Origin of the sequence: Mycobacterium sp. pUA109, from assembly GCF_041287095.1 — a bacterium.
In the GTDB taxonomy this organism is placed as follows: Bacteria; Actinomycetota; Actinomycetes; order Mycobacteriales; family Mycobacteriaceae; genus Mycobacterium.
Genome location: NZ_JBGGKS010000022.1, coordinates 1 through 19,582, shown reverse-complemented (window position 1 = coordinate 19,582; position 19,582 = coordinate 1). Strand labels below are relative to the sequence as shown.

Below are 19,582 nucleotides of genomic sequence, written 5' to 3'. Positions count from 1 at the left end.
CGATGTATCAGATCGTGGTGGCCCTCACCGTCTTCGCACACTTCGCCTTCATGTGTTATCTCGTGGTGGGCGGATTCCTCGCGTTGCGCTGGCGTCGCACGTTCTGGTTGCACGTGCCGACAGCGGTGTGGGGCTTCGCGATCAACACCGCCCACCTGGACTGCCCGCTGACCTGGCTGGAACGCTGGTCGCGCGCCAAGGCCGGCATGTCGCCGCTGCCGCCGGATGGCTTTGTGGCCCACTACATCACCGGGGTGCTGTACCCCACCGATTGGCTGGGCGCGGTGCAGGTGGTGGTGTTTAGCCTGGTCGCGGTGTCCTGGGGGTTATACGTCTGGCAGGGCCTGCGGCGGCGACGGTCAGCTCACTGACCGCGGTAACGCGTGGGCGAACTCGGTGCCGCGTTCGCGGGCGAGTTCGGCGAGTTCCCCACCGCGCTCGCGGGCGAGTTCGGCGAATTCGCCGCCGCGCTCCCGGGCGAGTTCGGCGAGTTCCCCGCCCCGCTCTCGGGCGAGTTCGGCCAGTTCGCCGCCGCGGCGACGCGCCGCTTCGACCAGCGGCCCGCTCTTTTCGCCGGCCGCGCTGATCAGCTCACGGCCGCGTTCGGCGCCAACCTGCAGCCCTTGACCGAGCCGTTCCCCGAGTTGGGAATCCGCCAGCGACGTGTCGGCGCCGCCCGCCGGCAACGCCGAGGTCACCGCCTCCGACACCCGGCGCGCCGCCTGTCGGCCGCGCCAGCCCAGCGACGGCTTACCCGCGGTATCGGCCGCGGCGATCATCAGCCCGCCGAGCAGGCTCACGTCGGCCAGGAAGGCACGCCGCTTCTCGGCTTTGCGCTCGGGATCGTCTTCGTCCCAAAACATGTGCGCGCCAAGGTTGCCGGGGATCACCGTAAACGCCAGCGCCGCCGAGGCCAGCCGCGGCATCCGGCCGCTGGCCAGCAGCAGACCGCCACCGATCTGCACGGCCGCGGTAAGCATGGCGACCCCTTGGGCGTCGTCGGGAATCTTGCCGGCGACCGGGGACGGCAATCGCCGCAACCCCTCCACCGTCGGTTGCGCGGCGTCGGCGGCGGCGCGCGGTGCGCGTAACGCCTCGAGGCCTTGGCCGATGAACACCGTTGACAACAGCGGACGAGCGATTCTGCGCAGCAACATAACCGCGGGGTTCCCGCGGCGGCTCGCGGCCAAACCACAGGCTGCTCAGATCAGCAGCAGGCGCGCCGCGCCCTCCAATCGGTTCGCGATCTGCTGGTAGGAGGAGTACCCCATGCCGGCCCGGACCAGCGCACCGGCATACAGCAACTCCAGGGTTTCGATGATCTCGGGCTCGTTGCGCGCGCCCAGCGCGGTGGCCAGCCGGCCCCGGATCTCCTGCCCGATGCGCAGCCGCAGATGTTCGACGTCGGGATCCTTGCCGAGCAGGGCGCTGGTCACCGCCCCAGCCAACTCCGGCTCGTCAACCACCAACAGCGCGATATGCCGCAGCACCGCAACGACGCGGGTGACCGGATCGGGGGAGTCGCTGGGCGGGGTCGGGGTAGCGGCCAGCCGACGCCAGAACACCTCGGCGACGAGGTGTTCCTTGGAGGAAAAGTAGGTGTAGGCCGTCGCGGCCCCCACCCCGGCCTCGGCGGCCACCATCCGGATGGTCAGACCCGAGAAGCCCTCGCGGCTCAGGATCTCGACGGCGGCCTTGCCGAGGCGTTCCACCGTGTCGGCCTGTTTGGCCGTCAACCGGCGCCGCGTCGCCTCCCGAGCTACCGGTTCGGACACATGTCCGGACGCTACTACAACGATTTCGCCCGAGCAAGCATGCGCGCTGGCCACCGACGGTGGGCAGACGCTAGGTTCGCAGCATGCCGACTACCGACAGCGCACTGGCTGCGCAAACTGCCCGACTGTTCGCCCTGGCCGATCGGGTGACCGGTTTCCTGCCCGCCGACGAGGGCCAGGCGCTGCACGATACGGCCGCGCGGTACTTCGACGGCGGGGTCGGCGTGGAGATCGGCACCTACTGCGGCAAGTCCACCGTGCTGCTGGGCGCGGCCGCCCTGGCCGGTGACGGTGTGCTGTACACCGTCGACCACCACCACGGCTCCGAGGAGCATCAGCCCGGGTGGGAGTACCACGACACCTCGCTGGTCGACGCGGTCAGCGGTCGCTTCGACACCCTGCCCACGTTCCGGCGCACCCTCGATGAGGCCGGGCTCGACGATCACGTGGTCGCCGTCGTCGGCAAATCCGCGGTGGTGGCCCGCGGGTGGCGCACCCCGCTGCAGCTGCTGTTCATCGACGGCGGGCACAGTGAGGCCGCCGCCCACCAGGACTTCGACGGCTGGGCGAAATGGGTCGGCCTGGGTGCGGCGTTGATCATCCACGACGTCTTCCCCAATCCCGCCGACGGCGGTCAGGCCCCCTATCAGATCTACTGCCGGGCAATGGAAAGCGGCCAGTTCAACGAGGTCACCGCCGTCGGCTCGCTGCGGGTGCTGGAGCGGGTGTCCGGGGTGGTCGGGGAACCGATCTAGCGCCGGGTCCCGGCGGCGCACTCGCAGTCGTAGTCGCCCTCCAGGCCGCGGGGCAACTCGGTGCCGCGGAACAGGCCGCTGGCCCCGGTCGCGTTCGCCAACGCGTCGGCGGCCAGGATCACCGCGGCGCCGGTCCAGGTGGTGCGCTCCACCGGCCAGCGTTTGCCGTCGGCGAAAACCAGCCCGGTCCAATAGGATCCGTCGTGTTCGCGCAGATGCTGCATCGCCGCGAACTGCTGCTGCGCGGCGTCGCGGCGGCCCATCGCGTCCAGCGCCAGCACCAACTCGCAGGTTTCGGCGCCGGTGACCCACGGCCGGTCGTCGACGCAGCGGATCCCCAGGCCGTCGACCACGAAGTCGTCCCAGCGCGCGGCCAGCCGGTCGCTGGCCGCCTGACCGCGCAGCGCCCCACCCAGCATCGGGTAGTACCAGTCCATGGAGTGGTGCGGCTTCTCGGTGAACGCCGACGGATGCGCGACGATCGCGTGGCCCAGCCGGCCCAGCGCCACCTCCCACTCCGGCTGCGGCTGGTCGAGATAGTTCGCCAACGCCAGGGCGCACCGGATGCTGTGGTAGATGCTGGCGCAGCCGGTCACCAGTGCTTCCGGCACCGGACCGGATGCTGCACGCGCCCAACAGATTTCGCCGCCGGCCAGCTGCAGTTCGAGCACGAACTCGATCGCCGCGAACACCGTCGGCCACATACTGGTCGCGAACCCGCGGTCGCCGGTGACCAGGACGTGATGCCACACCCCGGTGGCGATGTAGGCGCAGAAGTTGCTGTCGCTGTTGGCGTCTTCGACGACACCGGCGCGGGTCTGCAACGGCCAGGAACCGTCGGGCCGCTGTTCGCGTCGGCTCCACTCGAACGCCGCCCGGGCCGGCTCCCACAGCCCGGCCACCGTCAACGCCATCGCGCATTCCACGTGATCCCACGGGTCGGTGTGCCCGGTCGCCGACCACGGGATCGCGCCCGAGGACTCCTGCACCGCCGCAATCGATTGCGCGGTCTGCCGGCACTGCTGGGCGCTGAGCACTTCGGGCACGGCGGGCGGCGGTGCCGGGTCAGACCAGCGCAACGCGATCCGCCGGTTTCTCGAAGTACAGCGCGACACTCTTCCCGATCAGCGGGTTGAGCACCGCCTCGGCCCCGCGGGTGGCCCACGGCCGCGACATCATGTCCCACACCAGCAGCTTGTGGTAGGCCGACACCGCGGGGTGGTTCGGCTTGGACACGCCCACAAAGCATTTCAGCCACCAGAAGGGTGCATGCAGCGCATGCGCGTGGTGTTGGTGGGTAAACCGCAGGCCCCGTGCCCTGATCTTGGCCTGCAGCGCGCTGGCCTGGTAGATCCGCACGTGGCCGCCCTCGTTGCTGTGATACTCCTCGGACAGCAGCCAGCACACCCGCTCGGGCAGCCAGCGGGGCACCGTGACCGCCAACGTGCCACCGACTTTGAGCACCCGGACCAGCTCGGCGATGGCGGCGTCATCCTCGGGGACGTGCTCCAGGATTTCCGAGGCGATGACGCAGTCGAAACTGCCGTCCGGGTAGGGCAGGGCCAGCGCGTCGCCGACGACGGCCTGCGCGGTGGCGGTCGCCGGGGCCTCACCGGCCTCGGCCATCGCCTCGAACATGGTGGCGACATCGCTGATGTCGTCGGCGTTTTGGTCGAAGGCAACGATGTCGGCGCCGCGTCGATACGCCGCGAAACTGTGCCGACCGGCCCCGCAGCCGACGTCGATCACGGTGCTGCCCGGCCCCACCCCGAGCCGGTTGAAGTCGACGGTTAGCACGTCGCCGCCCGGGCGCCGCGGCGTTCGATCGCACGCTCGTACACCTGCACCGTTTGCGCGGCCACCGATTCCCAGCTGAACACATCGAGCGCGCGACGGCGCCCGGCCGCGCCCAGGCTGCGCAGCCGGCCGGGGGAGTCCAGCAGCTGGCCCAGCACCCGGCGCAGCTCGTCGACGTCGCCGGGGGTGACGAGTTCGGCGCAGCCGCTGTCGACGCCGAGGACCTCGGGTAACGCCCCGGCGCGGCTGGCCACGATCGGGGTGCCACTGGCCATCGCCTCCACCGCGGGCAGCGAGAAGCCTTCGTACAGCGAGGGGATGCAGGCGATCTCCGCGGACGCGAACAGGCTCGCCAGCTCCGCGTCGGACAGGCCCGCGGAGATGTGCACGATATCGGAGATGCCGAGCTCGGCGATGAGCTTCTCGGTCGGCCCGTTGGGTTCCAACTTGGCGACCAGTTGCAGTTCGACATCGCGGTCGACGCGCAGCTTCGCCACCGCCGCCAGCAGGTGCGCGATGCCTTTGAGCGGCACGTCGGCGCTGGCGATGGCGAAGATACGTCCCCGCACCCGGGGCTGCGGGGCCGGCTTGAACAAGTCGGTGTCGACGCCCAGCGGAACCACCCGCAGTTGTTCGGGGCGCACCCCGAAGTCGGCCGCGATATCGCTGGCCGAGGTGGTCGACACGGTCAACAGGTCGGGGATGTCGCGAGCCACCCGCTTTTGCATCTCAGAAAAGCCATACCAGCGATGCACCAACGGTTTCCGCCACCACCGGGCCGCGGCGAGGTCGAGCACCCGGTCCCGGGTGATGGGGTGATGCACGGTCGCCACCACCGGCAGCCCGCCGACCGCGATCTTCCGCAGCCCGGTGCCCAGGCACTGGTTGTCGTGGACGACGTCGAACTCGTCGCGGCGCTCGGCCAGCAGCCGCGCCGCCCGCAGGCTGAACGTGCGCGGCTCGGGGAACCCGGCCGTCCACATCGTCGCCAGCTCCAGCAGGTCGATCCGGTCCCGGATTTCGCTGGGGTGCGGCACCCGAAACGGGTCGGGTTCGCGGTAGAGGTCCAGGCTCGGTACCGCGCGCAGCACCACCCGCGGATCCAGCTCCTCGGGGTAGGGCTGACCGGAGAACACCTCCACGTGATGCCCGAGTTCGGCCAGCCCGCGGCTCAGGTAGCGCACGTAGACGCCCTGTCCACCGCAGTGCGGCTTGCTGCGGTAGGACAGCAAAGCGATCCGCATGGTCTACGACCGCCCTACGCCAGCGCTCGCCCCCGGCAGGGCAGCAGAAGTGGCAATAACCGTGGCGAGCTTACTGGACATGTGTCCGGACTATAATTTGACAAGCTAGCTGATGCAACGCGGTCACCGGCCACCAGCCGCAACGACCGCCTTCCCGCGTCGGGGATACGGTGGGCGTATGCGGGCGTTGATCATCGTCGACGTACAAAACGATTTCTGCGAGGGCGGCGCCGTGCCGGTCACCGGTGGCGCGGCGGTCGCCCGGGCGATCACCGACTACCTGAGCGCCGCCGACGGCTACCACCAGGTGGTCGCGACCCAGGACTACCACATCGATCCCGGTGACCATTTCTCCGATCAGCCCGACTATCAGTCGTCGTGGCCACCGCATTGCCGGGCCGGCAGCGCCGGGGCCCGCTTCCATCCCGACCTGGACACCGCGGCCATCGACGAGGTGTTCCGCAAGGGGGCCTACAGCGCCGGCTACAGCGGGTTCGAGGGCACCGACGCCACCGACAGCGCGTTGGCCGACTGGCTGCGCGGCCACGAGGTCGACCAGGTCGACGTGGCCGGGATCGCCACCGACTTCTGTGTATGCGCGACCGCCGAGGACGCCGTTCGGGCCGGCTTCGCCACTCGGGTGTTACTGGATCTGACCGCCGGGGTGGCCGCCGACTCGACCGCCGCGGCCCTCGACGAGATGCGGGCCGCCGGCGTCGACCTGGTGCGGGCCGGCTGATGGCGGCCCAGAACCCGGATCTGCTGGCCGTCGTCGAGCGGTCACCGCAGGCCGCCGCGGCCCACGATCGCGACGGCTGGGTCGGGTTGTTCACCGACGACGGCCGGGTCGAGGATCCGGTCGGGTCCCGGCCACACACCGGCCACGCCCAGATCGGCCGGTTCTTCGACACGTTCATCGGGCCGCGCGCCATCACCTTCCACCGCGACCTGGACGTCGTGCACGGATCCGTCGTGGTGCGCGACCTGGACCTCGAGGTCGCGATGGGGGCGGTCACCATGCGCATCCCGGCGTTCCTGCGCTACGACCTGCGCGAGGACGACGGCGCATGGAAACTTGCGGCGCTGCGGGCGTACTGGGAGCTGCCGGCGATGATGGGGCAATTTCTGCGCAACGGTGTGCGCGCCGCGTCGCCCGCCGTCCAACTGGGTGCCGGGCTGCTGCGCAACCAGCGGTTGGCCGGCACGGTGGGATTCGCGACCGGATTTCGCCGGGTGGGCACCCGGCACAAGCGGTTGCTGGGCGGGTTCTTGACGGCGGTCGGGCACGGCGACCGGTTCGCCGCGCGGCAGGCGTTAGTTGCCGAGGACGCAATCACGTTCGGCGACAACGAGCCGGCGCGCCTCGCCGACCTCATCGAGCACCTCGACGGGGCCAGCTGGACGAAGATGATCGGCGCCGGACTCACCGCGGCGGTCTCGATCGACGCCGACCGCGGGCGCGGGGTGCTGTTCGCCGACCTCACCCGCCGCGGGGATGCGATCACCCGGATCCGGTACTTCGCCCGCTGAGGGCGCCTCGGCAATAAGCTCAACCCCGTGCCAAGTTTTCGAATCGCCGAAGTCGCGGAGCTGCTGGGCGTCAGCGATGACACTGTGCGCCGCTGGATCGAATCCGGTCGGCTGACGGTGCTGCCCGGCAGCGGGCCGCGCCTGGTCGACGGGGCCGAGCTGGCGCGGTTCGCGCAGGAGCGCGCCGTCTCCGAGCCGCTGTCCCGCAGCCCGGTGGTCGGCCAGTCGGCCCGCAACCGGTTGGTCGGGCTGGTCACCAACGTGCTCCGCGACACGGTGATGGCGCAGGTCGATATCCAGGCCGGCCCGTTTCGGCTGGTGTCGCTGCTGAGCCGGGAGGCCGCCGACGAGCTGGAGTTGGGGCCGGGCAGCCTGGTGGTTGCCTCGGTCAAGGCCACCAACGTCGTCGTGGAGCTGCCCGGGCGGTCGACCACCGGCGGCCGCGCCGAGCCGCCGCCCGCGTTTGGGTGAGCAGCCCGGCTGCTCAGGCGACGGCTAGCGCCAGCGACGCCGCCGACAGCAGCAGGTAGCCGCCGGGGAACGCGATGTTGTAGAGCACACCGGCCCGGATGTGCGTGACGACCGCGCCGACGAAGAAGGCGACCAGCCCGGTCGCGGCGGCGACGCCGACGATCGGCAGTCCGAGCAGGCCGACGACCAACCCGACACCGCCGGCCAGCTTCAGCGTCCCCAGCATCGGCAACCAGGACCGCGGCACGCCCACCTGCGCCGAGTTGGCCAGCACAAATTTCGCCGGAACCAGATCGGCGACCCCGACGGCGGTGGTGGCGACCGCGGTGATCAGCGTGATGACGAGATATAGGCTCATGGGTGTTGGGTCTCCTCGGCTTGGTGACTGGACTCACCTCCTTGACGGCTCCGCTGCGGGAAAGGTGACCCATGACCACCGCGGAAGAACTGGCCCAGCAGTTTGACGGCGACCGACAGCACCTGCGGTCGGTGGCCTTCCACCTGCTCGGCTCGGCCGCCGACGCCGAGGACGCCGTGCAAACCGCCTGGCTCAAGGCCAGCCGCGCGGACCCGCACGCGGTGCAGAACCTGACCGGCTGGTTCACCACCATCACCGCGCGTGTCGCGGTCGACCAACTGCGGGCCCGTCAGCGTCGGGCCGAGCGGCCGCTGACCGACCTGGAGCGCGCCCCGGCGATGGCGGCCCCGGCCGCCGACGAGGACCTGTTGCGGGCCGACGCGGTCAGTCGTGCCCTGCTGGTGGTGCTGGATCGGCTGTCACCGGCGCAGCGGGTGGCGTTCGTGCTGCACGACGTGTTCGGGCTGCCGTTCGAGGCGATCGCCGCAGCGCTGGACCGCTCGACCGACAGTGCGAAAAAACTCGCCAGCCGCGCCCGCGCGCGGCTGGCGGCCGGCCCGGCCGTCGAGGCGCCGCGCACCGCCGAGCACGCCCGCATCGTGGCGGCGTTTCTGGCGGCCTCCCGCGGCGGGGATATCCCGACCCTGCTGCAGCTGTTGGCCCCCGACGTGGTGCGCCGGGTCGACCGTGTGCTGGTGCCCGACGATGTGCCTGCCGAGGTGCGCGGCGCCGTGCAGGTCGCCGAGGAGACCCGCCGGTTCACCCGGCGCGCACGCGCCGGGGTGGTGGTCCTCGTTGACGGCGCACCCGGCATCGCCATCGCCCCCGGCGGACACCTGCAGGCCGTGCTGCGCATCGGCATCGGCGACGACGACCGCATCCACCGCATCGACATCATCGGCGATCCCGACCGGCTGCGGGCCACCGCGCTGGCGCTCCCGGACTGAGGTAACCCGCGCGCCGAACGTGCGCTCACGGCGAGATTTTCGCCGAAATCCCGCCGTGGACGCACGCTCGGCGAGGGCGGCAGCGTTCTCGGCCATATTCGGCACCTCGACAACCCGGTTCGCCCGCCCGCGGTCTGCTTTGATGGGTCACGGGAACTGACGGTGGCCAAAAGGGGGACATCCGTGCCGGATCAGGAGACGGCCGAGCAGCAACCGGCACCGCCCGCGGTGACCGCCCGCGAGCTGTGCGTGACCGGTCCGTGGGGACCGGTCATCGGGCCCGTTGACCTCGACATCGAGTCCGGTGGGGTGACCGCACTGGTCGGTCCCGCCGGGTCGGCGCGCACCGCACTACTGATGACGCTGGCCGGTCGGATGAAGCCGTCGTCGGGGTCGGTGCGCGTGTTCGGGCACCACCGAGCCCGCGACATCTTTAAGGTGTCCGCGCTGGCCGGCATCGAAGAACTCGACTCGGTGTTCGAGTCGGTGACCGTCCGCGATCTGATCACCGAACAGTTGCGTTGGGATGCGCCCTGGTATCGGCTGATCCGCCGCGCCGGGGACACCGAACGCGACCAGGTGTGCGAACCGGTGTTCGGGGAGCTGTCGCCGCCGGGCCTCACCGAATACGTCGAGGAGCTCAGCGAACTCGACGGATTGCTGCTGCGGATCGCGCTGGCCAACACCGCCCGCCCCCCGCTGCTGGTGGTCGGGGGGATCGACCAGGTGGCCAGCGACACCAACCGCGAAGCCCTGGTGCGCCGCCTGGTCGAGCTGGGGAAGCAGCAAACCGTCATCACCGCCACGGTCAACGACATCCCCCCGGCGTGGGGGGTGCGGGCCCAAGTCCCTGTCGAGAACTTGGAGCGCGCCGAGCTTACGCAAACCCACGGCGAGAAAGGTGACGACTGATCATGCTCGCTGGAATGTCGCTGGGCACTGACCTCAAGCGCTACTCCCGCGGCACCATGCCGCGGCTGGCCCTGGTCACGATCATCGTGCTGCCGCTGCTGTACGGCGCGATGTATCTATGGGCGTTCTGGAATCCGTTCGCCGCCGTCGACAAGATTCCGGTCGCGCTGGTGAACGAGGATCACGGTGCCACAGTGACCGGCCGGCAATTGCACGCCGGCGACGAAGTCGCCAACGCGCTGGTGAAATCCGGTCAACTGGATCTGCACCAGATGTCGGCAAGCCAAGCGGCCAAAGGGGTTTCCGACGGCAGCTACTACTTCTCGATCACGCTGCCGGCGGACTTCAGCGCGGCCGTGGTGTCGCCGGCGGGGCCGCACCCGCAGAAGGCGCAGATCCAATTCCGGTTCAACGACGCCAACAACTACCTGGCGTCGGTGATGGGACAAAACGCCGCCCGCGAGGTTCTCAACCAGGTCAGCGCCAAGGTCGGCGAGCAGGTGATCGGCACCGCGCTGACCCAGGTGACCGACGAGGTCAAGCGGGCGGCCGACGGCGCCCGCCAGCTATCGGATGGCTCGAAAACGCTGGCGGACAACCTGGTCACCGCGCGCGACGGCTCGGCAACCCTCGCCGACGGCACCCGACAGCTGTCCACCGGGATCCAGCAGGCCACCGACCCGCTGCTGAAAACGATGGATGATCTGACCACGTTGGGCTTCGACCCGAACCAGGTCGGTGCCGCGGCAACACGGCTGTCCGGCAGCATCAAGGACGTCTCCGACCGGATCGCGGCACTCAACGTCGACTACAAGTCCGCCGCCGGGACCGTCAACCAGGTGGTGGACGCCTTGCACGCCAACCCCGATCCCGCCGTGCAGGGACTCGGCGACACGCTGGCCGGCGCCCAGCGCCTGCTCAACGCCAAGGGCATGGACCCGACCACCGACGAGGGCCTGGCCCAGCTGCGCAGCAACGCGCAACAGTTGGAAAACGACCTGGCCGACCCGAACAGCCGGCTGCGTACGTTTATCACCCACACGCTGGACGGCGGGTTGAAGTCCGACCTGGTGAAGTTGCGCACCGGCGCAGCCGACGTCGATGCCGGCGCCCACAAGCTCAACGGCGGGTTGGTGCAACTGGCCGACGGCAGCGTCCGGCTCGAGGACGGCGCGCAGCAGTTGGCCACCGGGTTGGGGCAGGCCTCCGACAAGGTCTCGTCCGTCACCGATCAGCAGCGCATCCAGGTGTCCCAGATCCTGGCCAGCCCGGTCGGGGTCGACATGGATTTCACCCACCATGCCGCCACGTTCGGCACCGGATTCGCCCCGTTCTTCCTCCCGCTGGCCCTATTCATCGGCGCCCTGATCATCTGGATGTTGTTGACGCCGCTGCAAACCCGCGCCATCGTCAACGGGCTCGGGGCGCTGCGCGTGGTGCTGGCCTCCTACTGGCCGGCGCTGCTGCTGGGGGTGTGCCAGGTGCTGCTGATGTACGCGGTGGTGCACTTCGGGGTCGGGTTGCAAGCCCGCTACGCGGCCGGCGCGGTGGCCTTCCTGCTGCTGATCGCCGCCACGTTCCTGGCATTGATCCAGGCCTTTAACGCGGTGTTCGGCGTCGCGGTCGGCCGCGTTATCACGTTGGCGTTCCTGATGTTCCAGTTGGTGTCGTCCGGCGGTGTGTATCCGGTGGAAACCACCGCCAAACCCTTCCAGATCCTGCACCCCTACGACCCGATGACCTACGCCGTGAACGGGCTGCGGCAACTCACGGTCGGCGGCATCGACGCCCGGATGTGGACCTCGGTGGGGGTGCTGGCCGGGATCCTGGTGGCGTCGCTGGTGGTCAGTGCCTTCGCGGCGCGCCGAGATCGTCAGTTCACCATGGAGCGGCTGCACCCGCCGATCGAGGTGTGACCGAACATCATGGCCGGCAAGCCGTTCGGACGGCGCACCTGGTTGCGCGGCGCCGGCGCGCTGGGTGCGGCGGCGCTGGCGCCGTGGCCGAGTGGATGCGGCCGTGACGACGACGCGCTGACGTTCTTCTTCGCGGCCAACCCGGAAGAAGCCGACGCCCGGCTGCGAATCATCGACGCGTTTCACCGCCGGCATCCCGAGATCAGCGTGCGCACGGTGCTGTCCGGCGGCAACCCGATGCAGCAGATGTCGACGTTCTGCGCGGGCGGCAAGTGCCCCGACGTGCTGATGGCGTGGGAGTTTTCCTACGCCGGGTTGGCCGACCGCGGGGTGCTGCTGGACCTGGGCACCCTGCTGGCCCGGGACCGCAGGTTCGCCGACGAGCTGCGGGCCGACAGCATCGGGTCGCTGTATGAGACCTTCGGCTACGCCGGCGGCCAGTACGCGTTTCCCGAACAGTGGTCGGGCAACTTCTTGTTCTACAACAGCAAGTTGTTCGCCGAGGCCGGGGTGACGGCGCCGTCGCGCTGGGAGCGGCCGTGGAATTTCAGCGAATTCTTGGACGCGGCCACGGCTTTGACCAAACGCGACGCGACCGGGAAGGTCACCCAGTGGGGGTTCGTGGACACCTGGGTGCCGTCGTATTCGGCCGGCCTGTTCGGCATGAACAACGGGGTGCCGTGGTCCACGCCGCGGGTGAACCCACGCCATCTCAATTTCGACGACGCCGCGTTCATCGACGGGATCCAGTTTTACGCCGACCTTGCGAACAAACACAAGGTGGCGCCCACCGCGTCCGACGCCCAGTCGATTTCGACGATGAACCTGTTTTCGCTGGGCAAGGCGGCCATGGCGTTGGGCGGGCATTGGCGGTACCAGACGTTCGCGCGGGCCGAGGGCCTCGACTTCGACATCACCGTGCTGCCCACCGGGCCGGCGGCGCCCGCAGGCCGCGCGGCCCGCACCGATATCGGCACCACCGGGCTCGCGATCGCGGCGAGCAGCCCCCGCAAGCAGCAGGCCTGGGAGTTCGTCAAGTTCGCCACCGGTCCGGTCGGGCAGGCCCTGATCGGCCGGACCGGGCTGTTCGTGCCGGTGCTGACCTCGGCGATCCAGTCGCCCGGGTTCACCGACGCCCACCGCGGGATCGACAACCTCGGCGTGCTGACCGGCGGACCCGCGAACTCGGAGGGCCTGCCCATCACCCCGGTCTGGGAGAAGGTCAACGCGCTGATGGACCGCGCGTTCGGGCCGGTGCTGCGGGGCCGTCGGCCCGCCACCTCGCTCAAGACCCGGTTGGCGCCCCACGTCGATGAGGTGTTGAGGAAGCCATGACGTCCAGCAAGGAAACCCGCGGCGGCCCGCTGCGACGACGGGCGCGCGCCGGCCGGATCTTCGTCGCCCCGAATCTGGCCGCGATCGCGGTGTTCATGCTGTTCCCGCTCGGGTTCTCGCTGTACATGAGCTTTCAGAGCTGGGACCTGTTCACCCCGCCGAAGTTCGTCGGCGGAACGAACTTCCGCGACCTATTCACCGCCGACCCGTTGTTCCTCATCGCGATCCGCAACACGGTGGTGTTCAGCGTGGGCACCGTGGTGCCGACCGTCGCCATCAGCCTGGCGGTGGCCGGTGCGCTGAACCGGACCCTCAAGGGGATCGGCGTATTTCGGACCATCGTCTTCTTACCGCTGGCGGTGTCGTCGGTGGTGATGGCGGTGGTGTGGCAGTTCGTGTTCAACACCGACAACGGGCTGCTCAACATCATGCTGGGCTGGATCGGGATCGATCCGGTGCCCTGGCTGGTCGACCCGAACTGGGCCATGGTGTCGCTGTGTTTGGTCAGTGTGTGGAAGAGCGTGCCGTTTGCGGCGGTGGTGCTGCTGGCCGCCATGCAAGGTGTCCCGGACACCCTCTACGAGGCGGCCCGCATCGACGGGGCCGGCGGACTGCGCCGCTTCTTTTTCATCACGGTTCCGATGATCCGCGGCGCGCTGTCGTTCGTGGTGGTGATCTCGGTGATCAACGCGTTTCAGGCTTTCGACCTGGTCTACGTGCTCACCGGCAGCAACGGCGGCCCGGAAACGGGCACCTACGTGCTGGGCATCATGTTGTTCCAACATGCGTTCGCGTTCCTGGACTTCGGGTACGCGTCGGCACTGGCCTGGGTCATGTTCGCCATCCTGCTGGCGCTGACCGTGCTGCAGCTGCGGCTGGCCCGGCGCAACGCGGTGGAGGAATAGATGCCCCAAGCACTCACCGCACAACGGATCAGGGTCGCCATCGTGCGCACCGTCGGCTGGTACACGGTGCTGATCGGAATCGCCTGGTGTGCGCTGTTTCCGATCCTGTGGGCGCTGTCGGGATCGCTCAAACGGCAGGCCGAGGTGACCGAACCGATCCTGTTCCCGGCGCATCCGCAGTGGTCCAACTACGTGGACGTGTTCACCCGGATGCCGTTTCTCCGCATGTTCGTCAACACCGTGCTGTACGCCGGCTGCGTCACCGCCGGGCAGGTCTTCTTCTGCTCGCTGGCAGGGTATGCCTTCGCGCGGCTGCCGTTCCAGGGCCGCGACACGTTATTCGTGCTGTATTTGGCCACCCTGATGGTGCCGTTGACGGTGACCGTGATCCCGCAGTTCATCCTGATGCGGGTGTTCGGCTGGACCGACACGGTGTGGGCGATGATCATCCCCGGGTTGTTCGGCAGCGCCTTTGGCACCTACCTGATGCGGCAGTTCTTTCGCACCCTGCCCATCGACCTGGAGGAGGCCGCCATCCTCGACGGCTGCTCGTCCTGGCAGGTGTACTGGCGGATCCTGCTGCCGCACGCGAGGCCGGCGGTGATGGTGCTGGCCGTGCTCACCTGGGTCAACGTCTGGAACGACTTTCTGTGGCCGCTGTTGATGATTCAACGCAAAAGCATCGCCACGCTTACCCTGGGCCTGGTGTGGATGCAGGGCCAATACGTCGCGGAGTGGCCGGTGTTGATGGCGGCCTCGATGCTCATCCTGGTGCCGCTGGTGATCGTGTACGCCATCGCGCAACGGGCGTTCATCAGCGGGATCGCGATGACCGGGTTCGGTGGCCGGTAATGGCGTCGGTGACCTTCGAGCAGGCCACCCGCCGCTACCCGGGCAGCGACCGCCCGGCGCTGGATCGCCTGGATCTGTCCGTCGAAGACGGCGAATTCGTCGTGCTGGTCGGCCCATCCGGGTGCGGCAAGACGACGTCGCTGCGGATGGTGGCGGGGCTGGAAGCCGTCGACACCGGACGGATCTGGATCGGTGACCGCGACGTCACCGAAATCGACCCCAAAGACCGCGACATCGCCATGGTGTTTCAGAACTACGCGCTCTACCCGCATATGACGGTGGCCCAGAACATGGGGTTCGCGTTGAAGGTGGCCAAGACCCCCAAAACCGAGATCCGCGAACGGGTGCTGGACGCGGCGCGGCTGCTGGATCTGCAGCCGTATTTGGATCGCAAACCCAAAGACCTGTCCGGCGGGCAGCGGCAGCGGGTGGCGATGGGCCGGGCGATCGTGCGGCGCCCGCAGGTGTTCCTGATGGACGAGCCGCTGTCGAACCTGGACGCCAAGTTGCGGGTGCAGACCCGCAACCAGATCGCGGGTCTGCAGCGTCGGCTGGGCACCACCACCGTTTACGTCACCCACGACCAGGTGGAGGCGATGACGATGGGGGACCGAGTGGCCGTGCTGCGTGACGGGGTGCTGCAGCAGTGCGCGACGCCCCGCGCCCTCTACCGCAACCCCGCCAACATGTTCGTGGCCGGGTTCATCGGGTCGCCGGCGATGAACCTGTTCACCCTTGCAGTCAGCGACGGCGCGGTGACGCTGGGCGACTGGGCGATTCCGGTGGCCCGCGAGATCGCCGATTCGGCCACCGAGATCGTGGTCGGGATCCGCCCCGAACACTTCGCGGTGGGTGCGGTCGGTGTCGAGGTCGAGATCGACCTGGTGGAAGAGCTCGGCGCCGACGCCTACATATATGGCCGCGTCCTCGCCACCGACACCGCGGATGGCCCCGCCGTGGTCGCCCGGGTCGACGGGCGCAATCCCGCCCAGCGCGGCAGCAGGATCCGCCTGCACCCCGAACCGGACCACCTGCATTTCTTCCGCGTCGACGGGCAACGGGTGCACTGAGCGCCAGCGGTTCGGGTAACGCGCGCGTGACGATGACCTGTCGGCATCGCGGCCTGCCGATGAACGGTTCGAGTGGCGAGACCGCCGATCCTCGGCGAAGATGACATCGTGTCGACAGCCGCTAACGGTGCAGCTCGCAAAGGCGGGGCGGTGACCTACCCGCTCCCCGGTGCCCGACCCCGCGAGCGCGACCTACCGTCGACCAGCACCGCGGCCCGTCGCCTCGGGGTGGTGCCCGACGCCGCCGCCCGCCCGGTCATCGCCGCCGATGCCGCCCAGGCAAAACTCTTTGACGAGCTGCTGCAAAGCGAGATCGCCGAATTGGAGGAGCTCGCGAGGGCGGCCGAGGCGCGCCGCAGCAGTCGCCGTGATCCCGGCGCCGCGGTACCCGCCGAACTGCGGGACCGCATCGCCGAAGCGCGGCGCCTGCAGGCGGCGCTGCGGGACCGCTTTCCGCTCAACCGCGGGTCGTAGCGACGGACCGAGCGGGGATTAAACTCGCCGAGATTCAAACTTCCGGGTCCGCCGGTCGCAGCCGCCTATGCTGGCGTTATGGACACCGCACCGGCCGATCTGGTGTGTGAGGGCGGCGGGGTGCGCGGCATCGGGCTGGTCGGGGCCATCGAGGCGCTGGCGGCGCACGGCTACCGGTTTCCCCGCATCGCGGGCTCCAGCGCGGGCGCGGTCGTCGCCTCGCTGACCGCGGCGCTGCAGCGTGCCGGCGAGCCGCTGACCCGGCTCGAGGAGATCATGCGCAGCATCGACTACCGAAAGTTCGCCGATCCCAGCGTGATCGGGCGGGTGCCGCTGGTCGGCGGGGTGCTGTCGCTGCTGGTCTCCGATGGCCTCTACCGCGGCGACTACCTGGAGAAGCTGCTGACCGGACTGCTCGGCGACCTGGGGGTGCGCACGTTCGGCGACCTGCGCACCGGTGAGCAGCCCGCCCAATACGCCTGGTCGCTGGTCGTCACGGCTAGCGACCTGTCCCGGCGGCGGCTGGTCCGGATCCCCTGGGATCTCGACAACTACGGCATCGATCCGGACGACTTCGCCGTGGCCCGCGCGGTCCGCGCCTCCTCGGCGATCCCGTTCGTGTTCGAGCCGGTGCGGGTGCGCGGGGCGACCTGGGTGGACGGTGGCCTGCTGTCGAACTTCCCGGTCCAGTTGTTCGACCGGGCGGACGCCGAGCCGCAGTGGCCCACGTTCGGCATCCGGTTATCGGCCCGTCCCGGCATCCCGCCCACGCACCCGGTGCACGGGCCATTCGGCGTCGGCTTCGCCGCCCTGGAAACGCTGGTGAGCAATCAGGACACCGCCTACCTCGATGACCCGTGCACGGTGCGGCGCACCATCTTCGTGCCCGCCGAGGAGATCAGCGCGATCGACTTCGACATCACCGCCGCACAACGCGAGGTGCTCTACCAGCGGGGAATGAAGGCAGCCCAAAAGTTCTTGTCCACCTGGCGTTTCGCCGACTATCTGGCGGCCTGCCGCGCGGCGCCCAGCCTCGACACGTAGCCCCGCCTCAGTAGGGGACCCCGATCTTGCGCCACTTGTGCCCGCCGGTGCCCGGCTCTTGGGGCTGTTTGGCCACCCGGCTGCGCACGACGATGTAGGGCCGCCACAGATACCACAGCGGATAACTCCAGGCGTGGACCAGACGGCTGAACGGCCACACGATGAAGATCGCCCACGCCGCCACCGCATGCACCTGATACATCAGCGGGGCGCCCACCATCGCCTGGACGTTGGGATGCAACGCGAACAGGCTGCGGAACCACACCCCGACGGTCTCGCGGTACTCGTAATGCGAGGTGTCCTGAATCCCCAGCGTCAGGTAGATGCCGAGAATCACGATGATGCCGAGCAGGATCAGCGCCAGGTAGTCCACGGCGCTGGTGGTGGCCCGCACCCGGGGCACCGCGGTGCGCCGAATGGTCAACAGGGCGCCGCCGATCAGCACCCCGATCGCCGCCGCCGACCCGGCGACCGCGGAAACGTCCTGATAGAAGGTCTCGTGGATACCGAGCCAGTCGGTGACGGCTTTCGGGATCAGGATGCCCATGGCGTGGCCGGCGATCGCGGCGAGCGCCGAGTAGTGAAACAGCGGGGCGCCCCATTTGAGCAGCCGTTGTTCCTGCAGCTGGGTGGACCGGCTGGTCCAGCCGAATTGGTCGTAGCGCCACCGCCAGATGTGGCCCACCACGAACACGACGATCGCGATATAGGGCAGGATCACCCACCACCACAGGTGCCAGGTGGTTATGTGGGGCATTGGTCGCCTCCGTTCCCGGCGCGGTATCCGGCCAGATATTCGGGCGGAGCGAACGGCTCCAACCCGACCTCTTCCTGCGGTGGGCCAGCTGCCCAGGCGGCGCGAACCTGATTGAGCTCATATTTGCCGAGTTTGGGCAGGCTGGCGATCACCGCGGCGACGACGTCGGCGTAGGGCGACTCGGTCTTCACCAGGCCGCGGCGCAGCAGCTCGAGGTCGGGCCGGTGCCCGGTCAGCAGCCGCTGGCCGCGCGGGCACAGGGCCGCGAAATCCAGCACCATCGGCAGGTAGTCGGGCAGTTCGTCGTCGCGCGGGACGAAGCCGGCATCTCGGTAGGCCGCCTTGATGGTCACCATCGCCATGCCCCGCTTGCGGGTGTCGCCGTAGCGGTAGTAGGTCAGATACAGCGCGCAGCGGCGGCGCAGATCGAACGTCTCGACATAGTGTTGTGCGACCTGATCCGGCGGTGTGACGTGCAACCAGCCCAGGAAGCGGCCGAACGAGTCCCGCGCGGATTTGGGGCCCGTGGTGGCCGCGTACGCGTCGAGTTCGTCCAGCCCGTCGAACAGGGCCGCGGTGGGGTACTGCAGCAGCACCGACGCCAGCTTGGCGGTCGCGGTGTTCATCGGCGCCGCTCCTCCTCATCGCTGCGCTCTGCATCGTCGCCGGCGCGGTTCATCGGCGCCGCTCCTCCTCATCGCTGCGCTCTGCATCGTCGCCGGCGCGGTTCACGCCGGACCCGCTTCCGGAAACATCCCCGGAGCCCGGTCTTTTCCGTTCCAGTTGAGCAGATTGAAGGGGCTTCGGCCGGCGGCGGGCTGGGGTGCCGTCGATGCGGTCGACGGGCCGCCCGGCCGGTAGGACCCGATGCCGTGCGGTCCGGGTGGCCCCATACCGCCCATCCCCGGGCCGCCGTCGGTGTCGAGGCTGCAGAACAGCTGCTCATGCTGGCCCATCAGCCGGCCCGCCTCCTCGGTGTGCGCCGGCGGAATAACGTAGCGCTCTTCGTATTTGGCGATGGCCAACAACCGGTACAGGTCGTCGAGGTCGTCGGCGGTGGCACCCACCGACGCGGGCAAGCCGTCGTCGATGGCCAGGCCGAGTTGGGCCGCACGCTGAATGGTGCGCACCGCGGTCAATTTGCGTAACACGGTGCGGATGACCTCGGCGTCCCCGGCGGTGAACAAATTGGCCAGGTAGTCGATGGGGATGCGCAGGGAGTCGATCGTGGCGAACACGTTGTCCGGGTTGTCCGCGTCGTAGCCGGCCGCATGGACCACATCGGCTACCGGCGAGAGCGGCGGGATGTACCAGACCATCGGCAGGGTGCGGTATTCCGGATGCAGCGGCAACGCGACCTGGTGGCGCACCGCCAGCTCGTAGACCGGGGACCGCTGCGCGGCCTCGATCCAGTCGTAGGGGATGCCCGCTCGTGCCGCA

General features: G+C 69.2%; 22 protein-coding genes and 2 pseudogenes. 14 read left to right on the top strand and 10 right to left on the bottom strand.

What is annotated here, in order from left to right:
* Positions 1-2 precede the first annotated feature (2 nt).
* Positions 3-371: a DUF2784 domain-containing protein gene (locus tag ACAG26_RS21970; RefSeq protein ID WP_370485191.1), complete on the top strand. Its 369-nt coding sequence runs from the start codon at positions 3-5 to the stop codon at positions 369-371.
* Here ACAG26_RS21970 and ACAG26_RS21965 read toward each other — a convergent pair.
* Together ACAG26_RS21965 and ACAG26_RS21960 are read right to left on the bottom strand one after the other, a co-directional pair.
* On the bottom strand, positions 360-1,157 hold the full coding sequence (locus ACAG26_RS21965; protein WP_370485190.1) for a DoxX family membrane protein: 798 nt from the start codon (positions 1,155-1,157) through the stop codon (positions 360-362). The two genes, ACAG26_RS21970 and ACAG26_RS21965, sit on opposite strands and share 12 nt — an antisense overlap.
* 45 nt (positions 1,158-1,202) lie before the next feature.
* The gene (locus ACAG26_RS21960; RefSeq protein WP_370485189.1) at positions 1,203-1,775 is read right to left on the bottom strand and encodes a TetR/AcrR family transcriptional regulator; all 573 of its coding nucleotides are present in this window, start codon (positions 1,773-1,775) and stop codon (positions 1,203-1,205) included.
* An 83-nt stretch (positions 1,776-1,858) separates the two neighbouring features.
* On the opposite strand from ACAG26_RS21960, the gene ACAG26_RS21955 reads away from it, so the two are divergent.
* Positions 1,859-2,530, top strand: a complete 672-nt coding sequence (locus tag ACAG26_RS21955; protein WP_370485188.1) for a class I SAM-dependent methyltransferase — start codon at positions 1,859-1,861, stop codon at positions 2,528-2,530.
* Here the strand turns inward: ACAG26_RS21955 and ACAG26_RS21950 are convergent.
* From ACAG26_RS21950 to ACAG26_RS21940, 3 genes are read right to left on the bottom strand one after another with little or no spacing between them, the layout of a single operon-like run.
* Positions 2,527-3,576 (bottom strand): prenyltransferase, encoded by a 1,050-nt coding sequence (locus ACAG26_RS21950; protein WP_370485187.1) that lies wholly within the window; start codon positions 3,574-3,576, stop codon positions 2,527-2,529. The two genes, ACAG26_RS21955 and ACAG26_RS21950, sit on opposite strands and share 4 nt — an antisense overlap.
* Before the next feature lie 19 nt (positions 3,577-3,595).
* The gene (locus tag ACAG26_RS21945) at positions 3,596-4,327 is read right to left on the bottom strand and encodes a class I SAM-dependent methyltransferase (protein WP_370485186.1); all 732 of its coding nucleotides are present in this window, start codon (positions 4,325-4,327) and stop codon (positions 3,596-3,598) included.
* A complete protein-coding gene (locus ACAG26_RS21940) occupies positions 4,321-5,571 on the bottom strand; it encodes a glycosyltransferase family 4 protein (RefSeq protein WP_370485185.1) in 1,251 nt (416 codons plus the stop codon). Before ACAG26_RS21940 ends, ACAG26_RS21945 begins: the two co-directional genes overlap by 7 nt.
* 178 nt (positions 5,572-5,749) lie before the next feature.
* Between ACAG26_RS21940 and pncA the strand changes: the two genes are divergently transcribed.
* Genes pncA through ACAG26_RS21925 form a run of 3 tightly spaced genes read left to right on the top strand, consistent with a single transcriptional unit; the run spans position 5,750 to position 7,572 of the window.
* Complete coding sequence (gene pncA, locus ACAG26_RS21935) at positions 5,750-6,310, top strand: pyrazinamidase PncA (protein ID WP_370485184.1); 561 nt, start codon at positions 5,750-5,752, stop codon at positions 6,308-6,310.
* Positions 6,310-7,101 carry a ketosteroid isomerase family protein gene (locus tag ACAG26_RS21930; protein ID WP_370485183.1) on the top strand — a complete coding sequence of 264 codons (792 nt, stop codon included), beginning with the start codon at positions 6,310-6,312 and terminating at the stop codon, positions 7,099-7,101. Before pncA ends, ACAG26_RS21930 begins: the two co-directional genes overlap by 1 nt.
* A 27-nt stretch (positions 7,102-7,128) precedes the next feature.
* Positions 7,129-7,572, top strand: coding sequence for a molybdopterin-binding protein (locus tag ACAG26_RS21925; protein ID WP_370485182.1), 444 nt, complete (start codon positions 7,129-7,131; stop codon positions 7,570-7,572).
* Between the two features lie 13 nt (positions 7,573-7,585).
* Here ACAG26_RS21925 and ACAG26_RS21920 read toward each other — a convergent pair whose 3' ends face one another.
* Positions 7,586-7,930, bottom strand: coding sequence for a DoxX family protein (locus tag ACAG26_RS21920; protein ID WP_370485181.1), 345 nt, complete (start codon positions 7,928-7,930; stop codon positions 7,586-7,588).
* Between the two features lie 71 nt (positions 7,931-8,001).
* On the opposite strand from ACAG26_RS21920, the gene ACAG26_RS21915 reads away from it, so the two are divergent.
* The 9 genes from ACAG26_RS21915 to ACAG26_RS21875 all read left to right on the top strand — a co-directional run bounded on the left by ACAG26_RS21915 (position 8,002) and on the right by ACAG26_RS21875 (position 17,385).
* Positions 8,002-8,877, top strand: a complete 876-nt coding sequence (locus tag ACAG26_RS21915; RefSeq protein ID WP_370485180.1) for a sigma-70 family RNA polymerase sigma factor — start codon at positions 8,002-8,004, stop codon at positions 8,875-8,877.
* Positions 8,878-9,060: 183 nt separating this feature from the next.
* The gene (locus tag ACAG26_RS21910; protein ID WP_370485179.1) at positions 9,061-9,789 is read left to right on the top strand and encodes an ATP-binding cassette domain-containing protein; all 729 of its coding nucleotides are present in this window, start codon (positions 9,061-9,063) and stop codon (positions 9,787-9,789) included.
* A gap of 2 nt (positions 9,790-9,791) precedes the next feature.
* Positions 9,792-11,705: a YhgE/Pip family protein gene (locus ACAG26_RS21905; RefSeq protein ID WP_370485178.1), complete on the top strand. Its 1,914-nt coding sequence runs from the start codon at positions 9,792-9,794 to the stop codon at positions 11,703-11,705.
* A 9-nt stretch (positions 11,706-11,714) separates the two neighbouring features.
* Entirely contained in the window at positions 11,715-13,040 is a 1,326-nt protein-coding gene (locus ACAG26_RS21900; RefSeq protein ID WP_370485177.1) for a sugar ABC transporter substrate-binding protein, read from the top strand.
* The gene (locus tag ACAG26_RS21895) at positions 13,037-13,945 is read left to right on the top strand and encodes a carbohydrate ABC transporter permease (RefSeq protein WP_370485176.1); all 909 of its coding nucleotides are present in this window, start codon (positions 13,037-13,039) and stop codon (positions 13,943-13,945) included. Before ACAG26_RS21900 ends, ACAG26_RS21895 begins: the two co-directional genes overlap by 4 nt.
* Entirely contained in the window at positions 13,946-14,797 is an 852-nt protein-coding gene (locus ACAG26_RS21890; protein WP_370485175.1) for a carbohydrate ABC transporter permease, read from the top strand. It abuts the gene before it with no gap.
* Entirely contained in the window at positions 14,797-15,867 is a 1,071-nt protein-coding gene (locus tag ACAG26_RS21885) for an ABC transporter ATP-binding protein (protein ID WP_370485174.1), read from the top strand. Before ACAG26_RS21890 ends, ACAG26_RS21885 begins: the two co-directional genes overlap by 1 nt.
* Positions 15,868-16,017: 150 nt before the next feature.
* Positions 16,018-16,341 (top strand): hypothetical protein, encoded by a 324-nt coding sequence (locus ACAG26_RS21880; RefSeq protein WP_370485173.1) that lies wholly within the window; start codon positions 16,018-16,020, stop codon positions 16,339-16,341.
* Between the two features lie 78 nt (positions 16,342-16,419).
* Positions 16,420-17,385 carry a patatin-like phospholipase family protein gene (locus ACAG26_RS21875; protein WP_370485172.1) on the top strand — a complete coding sequence of 322 codons (966 nt, stop codon included), beginning with the start codon at positions 16,420-16,422 and terminating at the stop codon, positions 17,383-17,385.
* Between the two features lie 7 nt (positions 17,386-17,392).
* On the opposite strand, the gene narI is transcribed toward ACAG26_RS21875, so the two are convergent.
* The 4 genes and pseudogenes from narI to narY form a co-directional block, all read right to left on the bottom strand.
* Positions 17,393-18,142 (bottom strand): respiratory nitrate reductase subunit gamma, encoded by a 750-nt coding sequence (gene narI / locus ACAG26_RS21870; RefSeq protein WP_370485171.1) that lies wholly within the window; start codon positions 18,140-18,142, stop codon positions 17,393-17,395.
* Positions 18,130-18,768, bottom strand: coding sequence for a nitrate reductase molybdenum cofactor assembly chaperone (gene narJ, locus ACAG26_RS21865; protein ID WP_370485170.1), 639 nt, complete (start codon positions 18,766-18,768; stop codon positions 18,130-18,132). The genes narI and narJ overlap by 13 nt, the downstream gene beginning before the upstream one ends.
* A 13-nt stretch (positions 18,769-18,781) precedes the next feature.
* Positions 18,782-18,855: pseudogene (locus ACAG26_RS21860) on the bottom strand (hypothetical protein); the annotation flags it as partial.
* Positions 18,856-18,870: 15 nt separating this feature from the next.
* A pseudogene (narY, locus tag ACAG26_RS21855) lies at positions 18,871-19,582 on the bottom strand (nitrate reductase subunit beta); the annotation flags it as partial.

Coding starts and splice junctions, on each gene's coding strand:
- narI (WP_370485171.1), bottom strand. CDS start 18,142: ATGCCCCACATAACCACCTGGCACCTGTGGTGGTGGGTGATCCTGCCC.
- ACAG26_RS21940 (WP_370485185.1), bottom strand. CDS start 5,571: ATGCGGATCGCTTTGCTGTCCTACCGCAGCAAGCCGCACTGCGGTGGA.
- narJ (WP_370485170.1), bottom strand. CDS start 18,768: ATGAACACCGCGACCGCCAAGCTGGCGTCGGTGCTGCTGCAGTACCCC.
- ACAG26_RS21955 (WP_370485188.1), top strand. CDS start 1,859: ATGCCGACTACCGACAGCGCACTGGCTGCGCAAACTGCCCGACTGTTC.
- ACAG26_RS21890 (WP_370485175.1), top strand. CDS start 13,946: ATGCCCCAAGCACTCACCGCACAACGGATCAGGGTCGCCATCGTGCGC.
- ACAG26_RS21970 (WP_370485191.1), top strand. CDS start 3: ATGTATCAGATCGTGGTGGCCCTCACCGTCTTCGCACACTTCGCCTTC.
- pncA (WP_370485184.1), top strand. CDS start 5,750: ATGCGGGCGTTGATCATCGTCGACGTACAAAACGATTTCTGCGAGGGC.
- ACAG26_RS21930 (WP_370485183.1), top strand. CDS start 6,310: ATGGCGGCCCAGAACCCGGATCTGCTGGCCGTCGTCGAGCGGTCACCG.
- ACAG26_RS21965 (WP_370485190.1), bottom strand. CDS start 1,157: ATGTTGCTGCGCAGAATCGCTCGTCCGCTGTTGTCAACGGTGTTCATC.
- ACAG26_RS21920 (WP_370485181.1), bottom strand. CDS start 7,930: ATGAGCCTATATCTCGTCATCACGCTGATCACCGCGGTCGCCACCACC.
- ACAG26_RS21905 (WP_370485178.1), top strand. CDS start 9,792: ATGCTCGCTGGAATGTCGCTGGGCACTGACCTCAAGCGCTACTCCCGC.
- ACAG26_RS21900 (WP_370485177.1), top strand. CDS start 11,715: ATGGCCGGCAAGCCGTTCGGACGGCGCACCTGGTTGCGCGGCGCCGGC.
- ACAG26_RS21875 (WP_370485172.1), top strand. CDS start 16,420: ATGGACACCGCACCGGCCGATCTGGTGTGTGAGGGCGGCGGGGTGCGC.
- ACAG26_RS21885 (WP_370485174.1), top strand. CDS start 14,797: ATGGCGTCGGTGACCTTCGAGCAGGCCACCCGCCGCTACCCGGGCAGC.
- ACAG26_RS21895 (WP_370485176.1), top strand. CDS start 13,037: ATGACGTCCAGCAAGGAAACCCGCGGCGGCCCGCTGCGACGACGGGCG.
- ACAG26_RS21915 (WP_370485180.1), top strand. CDS start 8,002: ATGACCACCGCGGAAGAACTGGCCCAGCAGTTTGACGGCGACCGACAG.